General features: G+C 71.4%; 17 protein-coding genes. 3 read left to right on the forward strand and 14 right to left on the reverse strand.

Annotated features, from left to right (window positions below; genetic code table 11):
* Positions 1–44: 44 nt before the first annotated feature.
* From ACFV9H_RS01170 to ACFV9H_RS01195, 6 genes are all read right to left on the reverse strand, one after another.
* Entirely contained in the window at positions 45–1,748 is a 1,704-nt protein-coding gene (locus ACFV9H_RS01170; RefSeq protein WP_385391595.1) for a WD40 repeat domain-containing protein, read from the reverse strand.
* Positions 1,745–2,338, reverse strand: coding sequence for a GTP cyclohydrolase II (gene ribA, locus ACFV9H_RS01175; protein WP_385391597.1), 594 nt, complete (start codon positions 2,336–2,338; stop codon positions 1,745–1,747). Before ribA ends, ACFV9H_RS01170 begins: the two co-directional genes overlap by 4 nt.
* Entirely contained in the window at positions 2,323–3,711 is a 1,389-nt protein-coding gene (locus ACFV9H_RS01180; protein ID WP_385391599.1) for an MFS transporter, read from the reverse strand. Before ACFV9H_RS01180 ends, ribA begins: the two co-directional genes overlap by 16 nt.
* Positions 3,708–5,606 (reverse strand): PQQ-binding-like beta-propeller repeat protein, encoded by a 1,899-nt coding sequence (locus tag ACFV9H_RS01185; protein ID WP_385391601.1) that lies wholly within the window; start codon positions 5,604–5,606, stop codon positions 3,708–3,710. The genes ACFV9H_RS01180 and ACFV9H_RS01185 overlap by 4 nt, the downstream gene beginning before the upstream one ends.
* A 568-nt stretch (positions 5,607–6,174) precedes the next feature.
* The gene (locus ACFV9H_RS01190; protein WP_385391603.1) at positions 6,175–6,750 is read right to left on the reverse strand and encodes an NADPH-dependent FMN reductase; all 576 of its coding nucleotides are present in this window, start codon (positions 6,748–6,750) and stop codon (positions 6,175–6,177) included.
* A 307-nt stretch (positions 6,751–7,057) separates the two neighbouring features.
* Positions 7,058–7,609: a 2'-5' RNA ligase family protein gene (locus tag ACFV9H_RS01195; RefSeq protein WP_385391604.1), complete on the reverse strand. Its 552-nt coding sequence runs from the start codon at positions 7,607–7,609 to the stop codon at positions 7,058–7,060.
* A 460-nt stretch (positions 7,610–8,069) separates the two neighbouring features.
* On the opposite strand from ACFV9H_RS01195, the gene ACFV9H_RS01200 reads away from it, so the two are divergent.
* Complete coding sequence (locus tag ACFV9H_RS01200; RefSeq protein ID WP_385391606.1) at positions 8,070–8,615, forward strand: DinB family protein; 546 nt, start codon at positions 8,070–8,072, stop codon at positions 8,613–8,615.
* Between the two features lie 92 nt (positions 8,616–8,707).
* Here ACFV9H_RS01200 and ACFV9H_RS01205 read toward each other — a convergent pair whose 3' ends face one another.
* From ACFV9H_RS01205 to ACFV9H_RS01235, 7 genes are all read right to left on the reverse strand, one after another.
* Complete coding sequence (locus tag ACFV9H_RS01205) at positions 8,708–9,073, reverse strand: hypothetical protein (RefSeq protein WP_385391608.1); 366 nt, start codon at positions 9,071–9,073, stop codon at positions 8,708–8,710.
* Positions 9,074–9,221: 148 nt separating this feature from the next.
* A complete protein-coding gene (locus ACFV9H_RS01210) occupies positions 9,222–10,115 on the reverse strand; it encodes an alpha/beta fold hydrolase (protein WP_385391609.1) in 894 nt (297 codons plus the stop codon).
* 130 nt (positions 10,116–10,245) lie between these two features.
* Complete coding sequence (locus ACFV9H_RS01215; RefSeq protein ID WP_385392105.1) at positions 10,246–11,109, reverse strand: STM4011 family radical SAM protein; 864 nt, start codon at positions 11,107–11,109, stop codon at positions 10,246–10,248.
* Between the two features lie 32 nt (positions 11,110–11,141).
* Positions 11,142–12,512: an STM4012 family radical SAM protein gene (locus tag ACFV9H_RS01220; protein WP_385391611.1), complete on the reverse strand. Its 1,371-nt coding sequence runs from the start codon at positions 12,510–12,512 to the stop codon at positions 11,142–11,144.
* Entirely contained in the window at positions 12,509–13,333 is an 825-nt protein-coding gene (locus ACFV9H_RS01225; RefSeq protein WP_385392108.1) for an STM4013/SEN3800 family hydrolase, read from the reverse strand. Before ACFV9H_RS01225 ends, ACFV9H_RS01220 begins: the two co-directional genes overlap by 4 nt.
* A gap of 73 nt (positions 13,334–13,406) precedes the next feature.
* Complete coding sequence (locus tag ACFV9H_RS01230; RefSeq protein ID WP_385391612.1) at positions 13,407–14,513, reverse strand: STM4014 family protein; 1,107 nt, start codon at positions 14,511–14,513, stop codon at positions 13,407–13,409.
* Positions 14,510–15,454 (reverse strand): STM4015 family protein, encoded by a 945-nt coding sequence (locus ACFV9H_RS01235; RefSeq protein WP_385391614.1) that lies wholly within the window; start codon positions 15,452–15,454, stop codon positions 14,510–14,512. Before ACFV9H_RS01235 ends, ACFV9H_RS01230 begins: the two co-directional genes overlap by 4 nt.
* Positions 15,455–15,630: 176 nt before the next feature.
* Here ACFV9H_RS01235 and ACFV9H_RS01240 point away from each other — a divergent pair, with 176 nt between their 5' ends.
* Both ACFV9H_RS01240 and ACFV9H_RS01245 read left to right on the forward strand, forming a co-directional pair.
* Positions 15,631–15,957: a hypothetical protein gene (locus tag ACFV9H_RS01240; RefSeq protein ID WP_385391616.1), complete on the forward strand. Its 327-nt coding sequence runs from the start codon at positions 15,631–15,633 to the stop codon at positions 15,955–15,957.
* A 121-nt stretch (positions 15,958–16,078) separates the two neighbouring features.
* On the forward strand, positions 16,079–17,095 hold the full coding sequence (locus ACFV9H_RS01245; protein WP_385391617.1) for a DUF6745 domain-containing protein: 1,017 nt from the start codon (positions 16,079–16,081) through the stop codon (positions 17,093–17,095).
* 184 nt (positions 17,096–17,279) lie between these two features.
* Here the strand turns inward: ACFV9H_RS01245 and ACFV9H_RS01250 are convergent, their stop codons facing one another.
* Positions 17,280–17,825 carry a DM13 domain-containing protein gene (locus tag ACFV9H_RS01250; RefSeq protein WP_385391619.1) on the reverse strand — a complete coding sequence of 182 codons (546 nt, stop codon included), beginning with the start codon at positions 17,823–17,825 and terminating at the stop codon, positions 17,280–17,282.
* Positions 17,826–17,859: the final 34 nt, after the last annotated feature.

The following is a 17,859-nucleotide window of genomic DNA, read 5'->3' on the forward strand; positions in this document are numbered from 1 at the left end:
GTTGCGGGAGCGGCACGGCGGCGCTCGTCGAGCGGCCCGCGGCGTCAGGCGCCGCCCGCCTCGCGGGCCGCCGGAACCGGGTACACCGAGCCGTCGTACGAGGCCGCGAGGAAGGTGTCCGCCTCAGGGGCGTAGTGGAGGCTGGAGATGCCGGCGGTGGTGGGCTTGCCGACGTACGGCCAGGCTCCGGTGCGCGTGTCGTAGACGGCGACGGTGCCGCCGTACGAGCCGGTGGCCACCAGGGCCCCGTCGGCGGAGGCGGCGACGCACTTGATGGAGTGGTCGTGGGGGGTGGGCACGGCCGTCGCGCCGTCGCCGTCCCACAGGCGCAGGACCAGGTCCCGGCTGACGCTGGCGAACCGGCCGCCGGGCAGAGGCGCGCAGCCGTTGGCGATCCGGGTGTGCGCTTCCTCCACGCGAGCGGTCTCCTGGAGGGTCTGTGTGCTGAACCAGCTGGCCGAGGCGTCCGCGCACACGGCGAAGATGGTGTCGCCGGAGACGGCCAGGCCCTTCACGGCGTTGGCGAGCAGCGGGAGGGTCGCCACGTGCTCGACCGCCCCGTCCGCCCGTACGGCGAAGACGAGTCCCTCACCGGTGTAGGCGCCGACGACCACGTGCGGTACGCCGTCGCGCTCGAAGGCGGCCGCGCAGTTCAGCGGGGAGCGGTGCTGGTGGAGCGTCTCGCCGGTGTCCGCGTCGAAGACCCGGCCCAGCTGGCCGCCGGTGAGGACCCGGCCGCCCACGGGGACCAGGAAGTTGCACAGGCTGTCCGGGCGTCCCCCCTCGACTCCGTCGACGCGGACGACGCCCGCGTCCCCGACGGTGTAGGTGCGCCCGTCGGGCAGGGTGGTGACGGCGTTCACGCACCGTGTGCCCTCCACCAGGTCCAGGTTCCAGGTCGCGGAGCGGGTGTCGTACGTCGCGTACGTGGAGCCGAAGGTGGCGAAGGCGAGCGTGTGGTCGTCGAGGAACGCGCAGGAGCGGGCCCAGATCTCCGCGGGGAACTCGGCGGTGTGCAGCGGGCGCAAGCCGTCGGTCGTGTCCCAGACGCGCAGGGAGCGGTCGTAGCTGAGGCTGACGAGGGCGCCGGTCACGGAGTTGAGGACGAGGCGCTTGATGCCGGCGTCGTGGGCCGGGAAGTACTCGGTCTCGCCGTTCTCGATGCGGATGATGGCGCCGTCGTCGTTGCCGGCGAAGACCACGCCGCCGCGCGTGATCGCGATGGTGTCGGTCTCGACGCCGTCGAGGTCGATGTCGGCGGTCATCTCGCCCGTGGCGAGCGACCAGCGCTTGATCGTCCCGTCGTCGCTGGAGGAGATGAGCTCGCCGGTGGCGGGCAGCCATTCGACGGAGATCACGTCGGCGGTGTGGCCCTCGAAGCGGCGGACCACGGCGCCGGAGAAGTCGTACACGCGGACCGTGTGGTCGCGGGAGGCGGTGGCGACCAGTTGCCTCTCCGGATGGAAGACGGACATCTCCACGTCGTCCTTCTGGTCCCCCAGGACCGCGCGCAGTCGCAGGTCGGGGACCGACCACAGGCGTGCGGTGTAGTCGCTGGAGGAGGTGACGAGCAGCGAGCCGTCCGGGCTGAACGCCACCTGGTTGACCAGGTGGTCGTGCATGCCGCGGGCCAGGGGCGTGTGCGCGGCGGCGTCCCAGAGGATGACCTGGTTGTCGTAGCCGGCGGTGGCCACGTGGCGGTCACCGAAGGTGGCGACCCCGCTGATCGGGCCCTGGTGTTTGATCACGCGATCTTCTCCTTGAGGCTGATGGTGTGCAGCGTCTTGTCGGCCTTCGCCGTGAGGTACGAGATGTTGTGGGGGTTGGCGAACACCCCGGTCGGCACGGTGTTGCGCACGGCGATGCCGTGCCGGTTCAACTGGCCGGATTTATCGGGGTTGTTCGTGAGCAGGTCGACCTCGGTGATCCCCAGGGTGCGCAGCATCTGCGCCGCGGCCGTGTAGTCCCGCAGGTCGTCGCCGAGGCCCAGGGCGCGGTTGGCCTCGTAGGTGTCCAGACCGTCGTCCTGGAGTCGGTAGGCGTCGAGTTTGTTGTAGAGGCCGATGCCGCGCCCCTCCTGCCGCAGGTAGAGCAGCACGCCGCCGACGCCGTCGATCATCCGCAGGGCCTCGTGCAGCTGCGGACCGCAGTCGCACCGGGCCGATCCGAAGACGTCGCCGGTCAGGCACTCCGAGTGGAGGCGGACCAGGGGGACGCCGTCGGCCGGGCGGGAACCGAGTTCGAGGGCCAGGTGCTCCTTGCCGTCGGCCAGCGCGTCGAAGGTCGTCACCTGCGCGTCGAGCCGGGGGCCGGGCCCGAGGCTCAGCGGGACGCGCACCCGGGAGCGGACCGTGGGGCGGGCTCGGAGGGGCCCGAGGTGGGTCGTCGTGCAGGCTGTTTCGGTGATTTGCCGCATGGTGATTCCTCCTGGACGTTCGATTCGGGGGCGATCGGCGCGGACGGCCGGGCCCAGTCCTCGCGGCCGCGCCTGAGGTACCAGAGGGCCGAGCACGCGCCCAGGCCCAGCACGAGGAAGGTCCCCCGTGCTCCGACGGCCTCGGTCAGCACCGGGGTGACGGCGGGCGACAGCAGCGCGGCGCCGCCGGTGATGAGCCACATCAGCCCCGAGGCGCGCCCCAGCACCGGACCGGGCAGGTACTTGACGCGCATCATCACGACGGTGCTCAGGACGGCGCCCTCGCCGAGCGCGCCGAGCGCGACCGCCGCGAGGAACACCGGCCACCACGGCACGGCCAGCAGCAGCAGCGACACGCCGCAGGCCGTCATGCCCAGCGTCAGGGTGATCCGCGGGCGGATCCGCTTGCGCTGGGCGACGAGCAGGTTGCCCGCGAGCATGCACGCGTTCATCACGGTGATGACGGCGCTCACGGCGCGGTCGGAGAGGTGCCAGGTGTGGCCCAGCGAGTAGACGACCAGGGCTTGGAAGCCCGCACCGCAGGTGATGGCGAGCACCACCTGCACGATGAGCATGTCGAGGACACGACGGTCCGCGACGATCGCCTTCCAGCCCTCGGAGAGCTTCCAGTTGCGGCCCGTGCCCGGCCCGCCCGGCCGGACGCGGGGCGGGTGCAATCCCATCGCCCAGACCGCGACCGGAGCGAAGAAGGTGGCCAGGTTGAGCCACAGCAGGCCCTCGTATCCCATGAAGGGCAGGCAGAGGGAGAAGACGACGGGGCCGATGAGGGTGGCGGCGAAGAAGAGGCTGTTCAGCGTTCCTCGCGCACGCACCGGGCAGTCGGGGAACATCGCCGGCACTCCGGTCATCCAGCCCGTCCGGTACGCGGCCGCGCCGATCGCGACGAGCAGCGCGCAGACGAAGAGCGAGGCCGGGGTGGGCGTGCCCGCGTGCAGGACGAGGTTCATGACCAGGGCCGCGGCGGCCTGCAGCAGCAGCCCCGGTACGACCAGGACCCGAGGCCCCCAGCGGTCGGCCACCCAGCCCAGGGACGGTGCGAGGAGCATTCCGACGGGGACCGCGGCGGCCAGCAGCGTCATGATGGCGAGCGAGCCGGTCAGCCGGTAGGCGAGCAACGGCAGGGCCGTGGCGTACATCGCCTCGCCGATGTTGTTGATCGCGTTCCCCGCGGCGAACACCGTGAACCGCGGGTTCTGGAAGGGCGAGGGCTCGATCACCGCGTCCGAACCGGAGGCGGGGCCGGCCTTGGGTGTGGTGGCCGCGGGGGAGCTCATCGTGGGCCGGCGTTCGGGTAGTCGCCGGTGGAGGTGGGCAGCCACAGGTCGCGCACGGCGGTCAGCACGCTGTCCTTGCGGTCGCGGTCCAGCCGGTAGAGCCGGAGGAATCCGCCGCGGCCGCCGATGACGACGTAGGTGGTGCCGTCCTGGCCGCGCAGCGAGGCGATGCCCTTGGGGAAGTCGGGCAGATCCTCGTGGAGCCCGAGGAGTTCACCGGATTCGTGGTCGTACGCGGCGACCTGGAGGCCGTAGGTGATCGCGACGAGGATGCCGTCGGCGATGACGCAGTTCTCACCGGTGTTGTCGAGCAACTCGGTGAAACGCTGCCCGAGTTTGGGCTGCCCGACCTCGAACTCCTTGATGCCGCCGCCACCGGTGGCGCGTACCCGGTTGCCGTCGACCAGGAGGCGCTTGGGGTAGCTGCCGAGTTCGGTGGTCCAGGTGGCCTCGCCGTCGGCGGAGTAGGCGGACATCACCCCGTTGCGGGTGGCGACGAGCCGGCTGCCGTCCTCCAGATAGGCGCTCGCCCAGGCGCTCGCGGGCAGATCGTCGATCCGGGACAGCTCCTCGCCGGTCGCGGCGTCGAGCTCGATCGCGCCCTCGTTGCAGGCGACGAGGAGGCGGCTGCCGTCGGGGGACCGGCTGAGCGTGTGCGAGATGGCGGGCATCTGCCGCTCCCACACCACTTGGCCCGTGCCGGAGACGCGACGTACGGTTCCCGGCCAGAACACTCCCGCCCAGCCGTCATCGAAGGTGACGAGGCGGCGGGTGAAGCCGAGGCCCGAGAATTCCTGTCCGGTCAGGACGAGCGCCGGGTGGCCCGGGACCTGCTCGACCAGGCGGAGCAGGGCGGTGCCGTCGTCGGTCGCGGCCAGCAGGGCGCGGTCGTCGCCCGGGACGGGCTGGAGGTCCCACACGCACTGGCGCTCGTAGCCGAGCCGGGCGCGTACGGTGCCGTCCGCCGTCAGCGCGGTCACCTCGCCGTCCTGGGTGAGGGTGTAGACGTCGCCGTGCTCGTCGATGGTGATGTCGATGATCTGGTGGCTGAAGCCGCCGACCCGCTTGGCCACGCGCAGCTCGGGGTCGGTGTTGTCGAAGATCAGCAGCTCGCCGTCGAAGCCCCCGGTGTAGACGCGGGAGAAGTCCGGTGAGAAGACGAGGCCTTCGACGTCGTTGCGTGCGTAGTCGAAGCGCTCGCCGATGGTGCCGTCGAGACCGACGGTGATCAGGCCGTTGGTGATGTTGTGGGTCTCCCCCATGCCGGCGTCGCCGAGGGCCCACAGACGGTTGTGTCGGGCGTCGTAGACGACCCGGTGGACGTTGGAGGTGTCGACCTGGACGACCGTCGGGAAGGAGAGCTCGGGCAGCGAGCCGAGGTGGATGCGGCCGGACCGGTCGGAGACGGCGTGCACCCCGGGGGCGTCGGTGCAGAACCATTCGAGCATGTCGTAGCCGTGCGGCCACTCGGTGATCCGCTCGATGGTGAAGGTCTCCAGGTCGATGACGACCACCTGGAAGTAGCCGTTGTTCGTGTAGAGCTTGCCGTCCCAGACGCCGATGCCGCGGAGCATGGTGGGGGCGGGCTGCTCGCCTTCGAGGAGCAGCGAGGTGTCGGCGGTCGCGGCGGCGTCGAGGCGGTCCGAGAGCCGCAGGGTGTCGGCGTGCCAGCGGGAGATCGTGCCCGTCTTGTCGCGCGTGATGATCCAGTCGTCGACGAAGGTGACGGCATAGACCGGGTCGCCGGCAGGGTCCTGTGACGGGGCGGAGGAATTGGACGAACTCAGCACATTGAGATCGCGGTCGAGCCAGTGCAGACCGCCACGGGCGTCCGCGCCCAGGAGGCCCCGGCCTGGACTGTTCACGATACGGGTCAGGCGCTCCAGGTTCGCCATGGAAATACCTCCTGTTGGTAGGTGGGTTCGATGGGACAGCCCCCGGGGAAAGCTTTCGCTTTCCCCGGGAGACATGTGCCCGAGGAGGTGTACCCCTCAGCTGGGATGCGGATTGCGCATCAGATGTCGTGACGGACGACACGGCGAACGATCTTCTTCATGGAAATTCACCTCCTTCCGCGGGTGAGATATCAGGAGCGATCCGGTCCCGGAGGACTCAGATCTTGTTACGGGTGACACGGCACACGATGCCCTTGGTCATGAAAGTCACCTCCATCACTGCGTGATACCGGGAATGGTCCGGCGGCCCCGGAGGAGACGGCTCAGATCTTGTTGCGGGTCACGCGGCGAACGACCTTCTTCACAGAAATCACCTCCTTCGCGAATTCGCTGGCGGAAGCGACCGATCCGGCCCGGAAGGGATCAGATCTTGTTGTTGATGACGCGACGGACGATGTTCTTCTTCACTCAAATCACCTCCTTCTGCGGGTGGAGAATCGCTGTGCCCGGCTGGAGGCCGCCGCCCCCTCGTGCATACCCGTGGGCATGCACGAGGGGGCCCGGCGACCTAGGCCGCGACGGGGACGCGGTGGTGAGCGCGTACCGCGTCGACTGTGGCGTCGACGAGGTCTTCGAGCTCGGCCACCACGGAGGGTTCGGTGATGGTCCCGTCACGGCCGACCAGGAATTCGGCGTTGCCGATGGCCACCCGCGCATGGTCGATCAGTACGGCGCCGCACCTTTCGAGGACCCTGCGCGTGTCGGGCTGCGCGTCGACGCCGCCGTACGTCCCGGGGGAAGCGGTCAGCAGCGCGACGGGCTTACCGGAGAGCGAACTCGCCTTCCACGGCCGAGAGAGCCAGTCGAGAGCGTTCTTCAACGCCCCTGTCATGGCACCGTTGTAGGACGGGGTACTGATGATGGCGGCATCGGAAGCGATGAGCAGCTCGCGTGCCGCATGCACCGCCACCGGCCCGGGACCCACGTCCAGATCCTCGTTGTAGTAGGGCAAGTCGGCGACCCTGATCACCGACGTGTGGAATTCACCGCCACGCCGGTCGAGAATGCCTCGGATGGTGGCGAGAGCAGCACTGTTCACCGAGTGCCGGCGCAGACTCCCCGACACAAGAACGATCCTGACCATCCCCCAACCCCCAACCGATCAGCGACCATCCGACTCCTTGGCGGCGGCCTTCCTCGTGGGAATGAGATTGCCACCTGCAGTTCAATGAAGACAGCGCCGATTTCACGATGAATCAAGTCGAAGGCAAACCGGTCCGGGAATCCGGACCGTCCCACCGGATTGGCATGAGTGTTGAATTCGCGAACGGCGCCGACCCCGGCGAGCCCCCCACGCCGCCCGTACGAAGGTCCACCGACGGACCGTTGCAGCCGGCTGACCGGAGCCCCCTGGTCCGCTGCTCCAGGCTTGGCAGCGGACCAGCCAAGCCTCATGACCGGCTTCGTGCTCCGAGTGCGAACGACGCCCGTTCCCGCCACTTCACTCCGTCGTGCACCATCAGTTCGACCGACGCGACGTGCGCCGTGAACGGGACCCTGCCGGCGAGGTCGGCCTCGATCTCCTCCAGAACGGCGTCTTCCTGTCCCTGAGCGACGGTCAGGTGCGGCACGACCTCGGCAAACCGGCCTCCATACGGCGGAGCCTCAGGCCAACGGCCCACGATCGCCTCCGTGAGCTGCCGCAACTGCGTGTCGGGCTCGGGGACGAGACACAACACTTCCGGAAGCCGTCCACACCTCTCGAACCGCAGGTCAAAGGCCTGGTGGTTGCCCAGCACGTCCGCGAGAGCGGAGTACACGAGCGCATCGATTCGGCTCTCGTCGAGGAACGGGAAGAGCACGGTGACGTGGGCCGGAACCCCGGCCTGGGCTGATGGGTCGAGCCGTTCACGCCACTCTCGGACGGACGGCTCCGCTTCCGGGATCCGGACGATGAGCCCCGTCTGGCCCGCCTGAAACGCACTGGTGCTGTCATCTGCCATGACACCGCATGGTGTCACCTGCGCCGCAGACGGCGAGGCCCCCGACGGCTCTGGAACGCGTCACCGGACGCAGGCCACACCCTTCAATCAGCCCAGCCCTCGGTGTTCGAGCATGACTCGTAGGAGTAGCGCGTGTCGCGGTCCCACTCCTCCCCGGTGATGCGTTGGTATGCGCGGTCCGGTGTGTAGAGCGGGTGCTCGGCCCAGATGAGGTCGGTGGCGCAAGGAGTGAAGGCCGCAGGCTCCCGGAGGACGCTGTCGAACGCGGTGCGGCCGGCGGCGGCGACGGCACGGGTGTAGAGGAAGGCGTCATCGGACAGGTCGTGTCCGTACTCCTCGCGGTCCAGCCGGTAGAGCGCCCATGACGGCTGTTCTGCCGGTACCCCTGGTTGCCGCTGGGTGCCTCATCACCCGGCCCGGGACCAACCGCGCCCGCAGGGAAGCTTGTTAATGTGCCTGCGTGACGACTTGCGTGGAATGCGGTTTCGAATACGACCTTGCCCTGGCTCCCACGGTCTCGGCGCTCGTCAAGACCACCGCGGGCGCATACGCGGATCTACTGCGAGCCGAACCGCGCGTATTGCGGCGGCGCTCGGCGCCGGACGTGTGGGCACCTCTTGAGTACGCCTGCCACGTGCGCGATGTGCTGATCGTCCAGCGGGAACGGGTACTGGCCGCGCGACGTTCCGATACGCCTGTTGCCGAGCCCATGGGACGCGACGAGCGGGTGGAGCACGATGGATACGTCCACCAGCAGCCCGCCGATGTCGCCCGCCAACTCCAGGACACGGCACTACTGTTCGCCAACGTCCTCGACCGACTGTCTCCCGCCGATTGGGAGCGCACACTGATCTACACCTACCCCGAGCGGGCAGAACGCTCACTGCGCTGGCTCGCCGTGCACACCCTGCACGAACTACGCCACCACCTGCTCGACAGTCATCGCGGGCTGGAACAGCAGGTCAGAGCCGATGGAGCTTCGGGAGCGGGAGCCGGGAAGGTGTGAGCTGCGCGTGGGCGCCCCGTGCGTTGCCGCCCGCCGCAGAATGCGGCCGTATCCATGTCCGTGCCGTGGGGGCCGGACGCCGGGATCCGCTTCTAGGATCGTCTCGACGCCCGCCGGATGCGCTGCAGCCGTTCCTGGTTGCGCGGGGCTGTATCGATGCCGAGCCGGGCTCGCCGCTCCAGGCGGTACTCGACCACCTCACCGAGGGGCCTGTCCGCGGATTTTCGCCACTGACCGGTCCCTCGGCGAGCGAACTGCACCTCCGAGTCGTCCACCGCCCCGCCGAACGCCCGAAGTCGCTCCAGCGCCAGTTGCTCGCCGCGGCGCAGCGCATGGTGCCTGGCCCGCCGCGAGCGCGGGATGTTCTTCCGGGAGCTCTTCTGGTTCTCGCCGTAGACGTTCCGGCGGTCCTTCAGATAGCTCAGCCGCTTCTTCTCCTGAGGTGACCTCTGCCGCATGCCCGCCATGCTCGCCGACCCGGAGCGGTCCCCGCACCACTTTTCCGGCGCGCAGCCGCCAGGGCTTGCCCATGCGCGGCGGTGGCGTGCCGGACAGCCGTGGCACCGTGGTCCGCAAACGCGCCCGGGTGCACCTTGTCGGCCCGGCTCACGCGCTGCCGGAAAGCTCCGCCTCCTGAAGGAAGTCCGGAACACGATGGTTGAAGACCTCCATGGGGATGCCGTGCCCCGCATGGGCCACCACCTCGGTCCGTACGTCCGGTATGAGGCGCCGCGCGCGGGCCTCCGCACGGCGGGAATCCATGACGCGGTCGGTACCGCCGAGCAGCACGAGGGTGGGCACCTTGATCGATCCCAGCTCCTCATCGCTCATGGGCCGCGGCTGCGGCAGCCGGACGCGGAAGCCGTTGATCGCCTCCAGAGACAGCAGCATTCCCGCCTCGGCCTCCTCCGCGGCCACGCCCGTCTCACCGATCAGGCGCATGAACCAACGGCGTTGGAAGCCCGAGGAGCCGCTCAGGGCGCCTGCGACGGCACCCAGCAGGAACCCGGGCTTGAGCGGGGCGAGGGCCCGGGGCGGTTCGTAGACGGCCACAGACGCCACCCTCTCCGGCACGCGCACCGCGTGCTGAAGCGCCACGCAGCCGCCGTACGAATGCCCGACCAGGTGAACGCGTTCCAGGCCCAGGCCGGCGAGGGTCTCCTCCAGCCAGGCGGCGGTGTCGTCGCCACCACCGATCGGAAGGCTCTGCGAGCTGTACCCGGGCTCGCCCACCCGGTCGACAGCCAGTACGCGCCGGCCTCCCCGAGCCAACGCTTCGACATGGGGTGCCCATTCGGCAGGTGTCGCGCTCTGCCCGTGCAGCAGCACGACCGGAGTTCCCTCGCCCGCACCGTGTGTGTGGACCCGTGTCGTTCCGAAGCGGGTCGGAACGTCCTGCTCCTCGCGCGGCTCAGGCCAGTACGCCATCGCCCGGTCGTAGGCGGCCAGGACACGCGTCCGCGCCGCGTCATCGGTGAAAGAACTGATTCGTGCCGTCATGGTTGCCTCCCCTGGAACAGCGGGCCCCGTGGCCCACGTTGTGATCTTCGCAAGGTGACCGGACGGGCAAACCGGCGGGCCTTCCGCGCCTACAGCGCGCGGCCGAGCCGGCCGACGCACGCCGGCCCACTCACCCACGGATGCGGTCCGCGCCCGGCGCGGGGATGCGTTCGAGTACTCCGCCCGCGAAGACGTCGTACAGGGGCAGGGTCTCCAGGTGGACATAGCCGATGTGACAGTCGCATGTGGCCAGCGGACAGGCACGCGGGCGCAGGGCGGCGCGGTAGGAATTGTCGTACAGGTTGCCCAGCTCGGCCTTCACGAAGTGGCAACGGCGGACCGTGCCCTCGCCGTCCACCGAGATCACCGACTCGCCGGTCCGGCAGGGCAGTCCGGCCGAGCGGTGCGGGTGGCGGCTGTAGGGAAAGAGCGGGTCCAGGGCGGTCCACAGCGCCGCCTCGGGGTCCGAGTAGCGATGGCCCTCCGCCGCGTTGATCCACAGGTACACCTCGGGCGGCAGCTCCGCCCGCAGCCGCCGCGCCTCCTCCAGGTGCGCCGGGAGGCCGACCACGCCCACGCTGAACCGGATGCCGCCGTCGGCCAGCTCGCGGCAGCGGGTGAGAAAGCGGTCGAACGGCGTCTGCCCCGGGTGGTACGTGCACCAGAGCGCGAGGGTGTCCGGATCGGCCTCGGCGGTCCAGCCGGTACGGCAGCTCAGGTTGGTCTGGATCGCGACGCGCCGGACGTGCGGGAGGTGTGACAGCTCCACCAAAGCGCGCCGGTACCAGGAACGGACCAGGCCCTCGCCCCACGGCGTGAACAGCACGGACAGCCGGTCGCCCGTGTTCGCGGCCGCCCAGTCGACGAACCGCTCCAGCGCGGCGCGGTCAGCGGTGAGCTGCGCCCGGCTGTCACGCCGCTTGGCGAACGGGCAGTAGGGGCAGTCGTAGTCACAGGAGGCCAGAGGGCCCCGGTAGAGGAGTGTGAGGTCCATGCCGTCGGCCCCGGTGACCTGGGCAGCCGCCTTCACTTGCGCTCGTACGCGGCCATCGCGGCGCGTACCTCCGCCGAGAACAGCGCCGGGCCCACCGCGTCCGAGTGGGCCAGGCCCTCAGCTGTGAGCCGGAGCAGGCCGGCCCGGTCCTCCAGCCAGCCGTGGGACGCGAAGGCCGCCAGTTCGCGCGGGAAGTCCTCCCACGGCCCGGTGCCGAACCGGTCCCGGTACTCCGCCTCCGGCATGCCCGCCGCCTGAAGGAGCGACTGCATCAGGTGGCGCCGCCGGGCCTCGTCCGCGTCGATCCACCGGCCGTACTCCGCCCGCGCGAAGTCCTCCCGGGGGCGGGCCACGAAGTCGTCGACGATCGTGCGTATCTCCCGCATGTCGACGGCGTAATCGAAGGAGTAGTGCAGCTCGGAGGTGTAGGAGCGGGCGCCGCAGCCGAGCCCCACCATGCCGTCCGTCTGGCACGCGTAGTCGTCGGAGGCCGCCGACGGGGCTCCCGGGCGACGGAACATCCGCATCGACACCTGCTCGTAGCCCGCGGCCAGGAGGTGGTCTCGACCCGTCCGGTACAGGCGCAGCCGCTGCTCGTCCCAGGCCCCGGCGGGCTCGTCCGCCCGGCGGCCGAGGCCGGTCAGCGGGCGCACGTACAAGGGGTACAGGTAGAGCTCCTCCGGGCTCCAGGCGAGTGCGGCGTCGAGCGAGTATCGCCAACTGGCCTCGGTCTGGCCGTCGATGCCGTAGATCAGGTCGATGTTCAGCACCGGGATGCGGGCGTCGCGGATGCGGGAGAGCGCCGCCTCCACCTCGGCGCGCTTCTGCGGGCGGACCGCGGCGCGGGCCTCCTCCGGCACGAAGCTCTGCACGCCCAGGCTCAGCCGGGTGGCGCCGCGGCCGGCGAGCACGGCGAGGCGGTCTGCGGTGGCCGTGGACGGCGATGCCTCCACCGACAGCGGGACGGCCCTCAGGTCGGCGCCCGCGTTCAGCTCCGCGATGTCGCACAGGCGTTCCAGCTCGGTGGCGGTCAGGAAGGTCGGGGTGCCGCCGCCGAACGCGGCCGCCGCGTACCTCACCGGCGCGGCTCCGTCGCTGCCGGTCAGCGCCTCGTGGACGGCGTCCGCCTGTCGTTCCAGTGCGTCCAGGTAGGCGGTGGTCAGGCCCTCGGGAGCGCCGATCCGGGTGAACAGGTTGCAGAAGCCACAGCGCACCTCGCAGAAGGGGATGTGCAGGTACAGGGAGAGGGCGTGGGTGGGCCGGCCCGCCCACAGGGCGCGCAGCTCGGGCCGTTCGGGCAGGGCCCGGTAGGCCGTCTTGTGCGGGTAGGCGTACACGTAGCTCTCGTACGGTCCGGCCGCGGTGGTCATGCCGGCGATGGTGGTGGCAGGCGTGGCCGTCATCGGGCGGCCGTCCTCTCGTGGGTGGGTTCGAGGAAGAACTGCGCGTACGGCACCGTCCAGACGGCCTCGTGCGCGAGGCGGTGCCCCGTGTAGCCGTCGTCCCCGTACGTGGTCCCGTGGTCGGAGCAGACGATCGCGAAGCAGCGGCGGCGCGAGCGCATGGCGTCGAAGAGCCGGCCGATGTGCCGGTCCACGTACTCCAGTGCGGCCGCGTGCGATTCCCAGGTGTCAGCGGTCTGCGCGGTGGCGCCTTCCAGGTGGAACCAGTTGGGCTGGTGCATCGCCGAGACGTTGAGGAAGAGGAACAGCTTCCGGTCGTGCGGGAGGGCGGCCACGACCTGCTCGGCGCGCGCCACCTGCGCCTCGAAGGAGGTCGGCGACGCCACCCCGAACTCCGGCTCCCAGTGGCTCTCCTGGAACATGCCGGGCAGAACGGAGCCGAGCGCGCCCTGGCGGTTGAAGAAGCCGACTCCGCCCACGCACACCGTGCGGTAGCCGGCTCCCGCCAGCCCCGAGACCAGGTCGGGGGTGTCGAACACCCAGGTGGGGCCGATGGTGGTCTCGCTCCCGGCGAACCGGCCGGCGAAAAGCCGGGGGTGCGGGCCGGGCGCGGCCGGGGTCGGCAGGAATCCGGCGAAGAGGGCCTGGTGGGAGGCGTAGGTGAAGCTGCCCGGCGCGTGCCGGCGCTCCCATCGACCGCCGGGGAGGTGGGCCGCGAGGTGGGGGATGCGGCCTTCCGCGGCCAACTGGGCGGCGACGTCGTGACGGAGGGTGTCGAGGGTGACGAGCAGCAGGTCGTCGCGGCCGACGACCTCGTTCATGTCGGGCGAGGTCGCGGCCGGGGTCGCCGACATGGGAGCGGGAGGAGGTGGTGCGTGGTGCATGGGGGTCCTGTCAGGCGGTTGCGTGTACGGCGGCCAGCTGTGCCGCATAGGTGTCGAGGCCGGCGGCGGGTGAGCCGGGCAGTCCGGTGAGCCCGGGGAGCAGGTCGCCGAAGGCGTTGACCTCCCCGATGGCGAAGGAGCGCCAGCCGGCGGCGGGCAGCAGGTCCACGCCGGTGCACAGGGTGGCGGGGAAGGCGGCCGCGGCGCGCTCGCAGACGGCGAGGGCGTCGCGCTCCCAGTTCCCTCCGGCGGCCGTCACGGCGGCGATGGCCGCGCCGAGGTCGCCGCGGGCGCCGCCGAGGTGCAGGTTGGTCATCGGCCCGTGTGCGGTGCGGACCACGGCGTGCGTGGCGCGGCCCGCGACGGTCACCACCCGCAGGTCGGCCGACCGCCCGTACTGCGCGGCCTTCGGCAGCCAGCGCTCCACGTGCAGGCCGTCCGGGGCGAGCGCGTCGACGACGGCCCCGATCACCCGCTCGTCCTCGTACCGGCGCACCCGCAGGGAGTTGTGCAGGGCCCCGGAGGGGGACCGCTCCACGGAGGTGGTGGCCCGGACGCGGCCGCCCGGGCCCGATGCGAGGGCCAGCACCCCCGAGGCGGAGGAACCGTGGGCGGGCTTGACGAACGTCCGGCGCAATCCGGGCCGGGAGAGCAGGTCCCGTACGTCCTCCCAGCCGCGCACCGGGACGGCGGCCGGCCCGGAGGTCGGCGAGGCCGGAACGGGCAGCCCGGAGGAGGCCAGGACGTGATGGCAGCGCCGCTTGTCGAAGAGGACAGCGAGGTCCGCCGGGTCGGTGAGCAGGCGCCCGCCGGCCGCCGCGACACCGGCGGCCACGGCGTGCGCTGCCTCGGTGAAGCGGCGGTACCAGCGGGCGGTCCCCTCGACCCTGGTGGTGTCGGAGACTCCGCGCAGCAGCTGCTCGACCTCGGGGTCCTCCCCGGGCGAGTCGATCCGTACGGTCTCGCCCGGGTGGAAGACGGCCCGGCCGTCCAGCACGTCGCGCCAGGCCACGACCCGTGCGGGCGGCAGCCCGCGGGCCCGCACGGCCTCCTGGAAGAGGGCGACCCGGCGGCCCGCCGGGTTGCCGACGACGGCTAGCGGGACGGCAGTGCTCACTCCGCCACCGCGGTGTACCGGTCCTCGCGGTCGGCACCGTCGGCGTTGCGGTGCGACAGGTCCACCTCCACTCCGTAGGGAGCGAGCGCCCGGACCAGGCGCTCCTCGAACGGAGCGCTGATGAAGTGGTGGTGCAGGTCGAGCTTGTCGAGGTGGGTGAGGGGCTGGCCCTCCAGCAGGGCCGTGACCCCTTCGTCGCCGAGGGTCCCCATGGACAGGTCGAGCACCTTCAGCCGGGCCACGACGGGGGCGCCCGCCAGTGCGGTGGCGATCTCGCTCTGTATCTCGCTGTTGCGCAGGGCGAGACGGCGCAGGGCGGGCAGCCGGACACCGCTGAGGATGGGTTCCACGTCGGAGACGTCGGCGTCCGCCCCGTACCAGGAGGTGCCCAGCCAGAGGTCGAGGTCGGTGAGGGCGGGCAGTTCACAGGCGGCGACGGCGCGCACCACCTCCTTCGGGAGCCCCCCGGTCTCGATCCGGAGCACGCGCAGGGCCTTGTGCTCCATCGGGCGCAGGACCAGGCCCTCGCCGCCGCGCACTCCGAACTCCTCCAGCGCCGGAAAGGCCTCCAGCAGCGGGGTGACGTCGGACTGGTGCAGCCAGGAGATCTCGCACTCCTCGTACGTCACGTCGCCGATGAACAGCGCGCGGAGCGCGTTGAGGTCGCCGGCCGCCTTCGCCAGGGCTTCGACGACCTCGGTGTTGGGGGTGTCGTACGCCTCGGCCCAGCCCCCCGCGATCAGGGACCGCACCTGCCGGGTGTCCACGGTCGCGAGGAAGCGGGCGAAGACCTCGGGCCAGTCCTCCTCGCCGTCGTACACGTCGGCCGAGATCCGCCAGGCGACGGAGTCCGCCGGGGGCAGCGCGGAGGCGTCACCCGGTCCGGGGAAGTCGAAGGCCGGCAGGCCGCCCAGCTCGCTGAGGTGATCGCCGATCGTCATGTGCGGTGCTCCGTGCTCCTGGTGTGGCCGCTTGGTGCGGTGCGACACCAGTTCTACCAAGTCGCGCCGACAGCCCTGTCCGCAGGAGGGCGACGGCCGCGGGCCGATTGTCGGACCCGTCCCCTACCGTCACTCCCACGACCGGCCCGAGGGAGGCCGGCGGGGAGGGGAACGCCATGTACAGGCAGGGGGACGTGCTCATCGTGCCCGTCGCCGAGGAGGCGGTCCCGGCGCACGCCGTGGACGCCGCCGGCGAGCAGCGCGACGCGCGGGGCCGGCTCGTGCTGGCCCTGGGCGAGGTCACCGGCCACGCGCACGCGGTTCCGGGGCCGGGCCGGCTGGTCCGGGAGGGCGGGCCGTTCGGGCCGATGCTGCTCCACTTGCCGCAGGGCGGCCGGGTGGTTCACGAGGAGCACGCGGTGGTGCCGCTGCCGCGGGGGTGGTTCAGGGTCGTCCGGCAGCGGGAGTACGTGCCGGGCTCCGTGCGGATCGTGGCGGACTGAGCGGCGGCGGCCCGGAGGAAGGACCGCCGGCTGCCGCGACACGACACCGCGGGGCAGGGCGCAGGACGGCGCGCGCACAGCGCCCGCATCGGCACGGCACATGACAGGACAGGGGCGGGACATGACGGACGGCAACGACACGGCGGCGTACGAGGGCGGCGGATGGCGGGCCGTCGCGGCGGCCACGGGGGCCGCCGACCGGGAGGCCGCGGAGGCCGGGATCCGGCTGGCCTACCGGACCGCGGGGCGCCCGGAGCCCACCCGCGTCCTGTGGACCGACTCCCCTCGGGCGGCCGTCGCCCTGCTGCGGGACGACCTGACCGACCGGGGGCCGAGCCTGCGCGAGGAGGTGCGGACCCGCCCCTGGGCGGCCGAACGGGACCGGGCCCAAAGGGAACTGGGGCCGGTCGGCTACACCGCGCTGTGGTCCTCGACGGGTGCCCCGCTGTGGGAGGCCACCCGCGCCCTGGCCGACCGGATCCGGGCCGGGGTGGTCGAGGAGTTCGGGGAGGACCCGGAGGTACGGCTGCTGCTGCTCGACGCCGTGCTGGGGCAGCACGACGCGGCCTGGCTCGCCGCCCTCGCGCCACGCGGCCGTGCCCTCGACGGGCTCGCGGCGGCCGCGCGGGCCGGGGGCTGGTGGTGGCCGTACGAGAGCGTGGCGGTCGCCTGCGAGCGGCCCGTGGAACTGCACAGGGACGAGGCCGGGCGGCTGAACCGTGCGGACGGCCCGGCCCTCGCCTACCCCGACGGGTTCGCGTTGTGCGCCTGGCGCGGCATGCCGGTCTCCGCGAACTTCCTGGCGAAGCTCCCGGCCCTCACTGCCGAACGCATCCGCAACGAGGACAACGCCGAACTGCGCCGGGTGATGCTGGAGTTCTTCGGATACGACCGCTACCTCGCCGAGTCGGGCGCCCGTCCGGTCCACCGCGACGAGTACGGCAGCCTCTGGTTCATCCCGCTCGACGGCGACGAGGACGTGATGATGGTGGAGGTGCTCAACTCGACAGCGGAGCCGGACGGCACCTTCCGCACCTACTGGCTGCGGGTCCCGCCCACGACCCGGACCGCGCGGGAGGGGGTCGCCTGGACGTTCGGTCTCACCGCCGAGGCGTACGCGCCGGTGCTCCAGACCTGACGTGGCGTCCTGTCCCCGCATCGGCGTCCGGTGGAGTCTTGGGCGAGGCGGGATGATGGGCAGGGCCGGTCGCGCGTGCGGACCGCGATGCACGGGTTTCCGGAACCCGCACGGCGCTGTTCGGCTGCACGAGACGGGCAGTCGTCACGCTCGAGGCGGCTCGGAGCTCATGTGCGGGACAGCCTCAGGTCCGGTCGAGGGCGGCGGCGCCGAAGGAGACGTCGAAGCGGTCGCACCAGATGGCGAGGCTGCGGTAGTCGGCGACGTTCACGTCAGCCGGGACGGGATAGTTCTGGTCGCCCTTGTTCCCTTTGAGCGCGCCCAGGCTGACGTATTTCCCGTCGTCAAAGACGTGCCAGCCGTCGCGGCCCTCGATGACCGGGGCGTCGGTCAGCCAGACCCGCAGGTCGGGACCGTTGCTGGTGTCCAGATTCTCCAGGCGCAGGACGTGGGAGCCGTCGGGGAGACGGAGGAGTTTCACCGTGCCGGTGGTGGTGTGTTCGTGGCTGATCAGGGTTCCCTGGGCCACCGTCCGTGGCTCGGCCGCGGGCGTGGCCTGTGCGTCGGGGGTCGGGGCTGCCGATACCGAGGGGACGGCCTCGTTCACGGTGTCGTCCACCCACAACTGCCAGGGCGCGAACCAGTACAGGCCGAAGGCCAGCCCGGCACTCACCACCACCGCGGCGCCGATCAACAGCGGCCTGCGCCGCCGTCCGCGCTCAGATACCACGCTCGGTCCTCCGTGCCACTGTGCACCGGGGGTC

Source organism: Streptomyces sp. NPDC059874 (assembly GCF_042731135.1).
Lineage (GTDB): Bacteria > Actinomycetota > Actinomycetes > Streptomycetales > Streptomycetaceae > Streptomyces.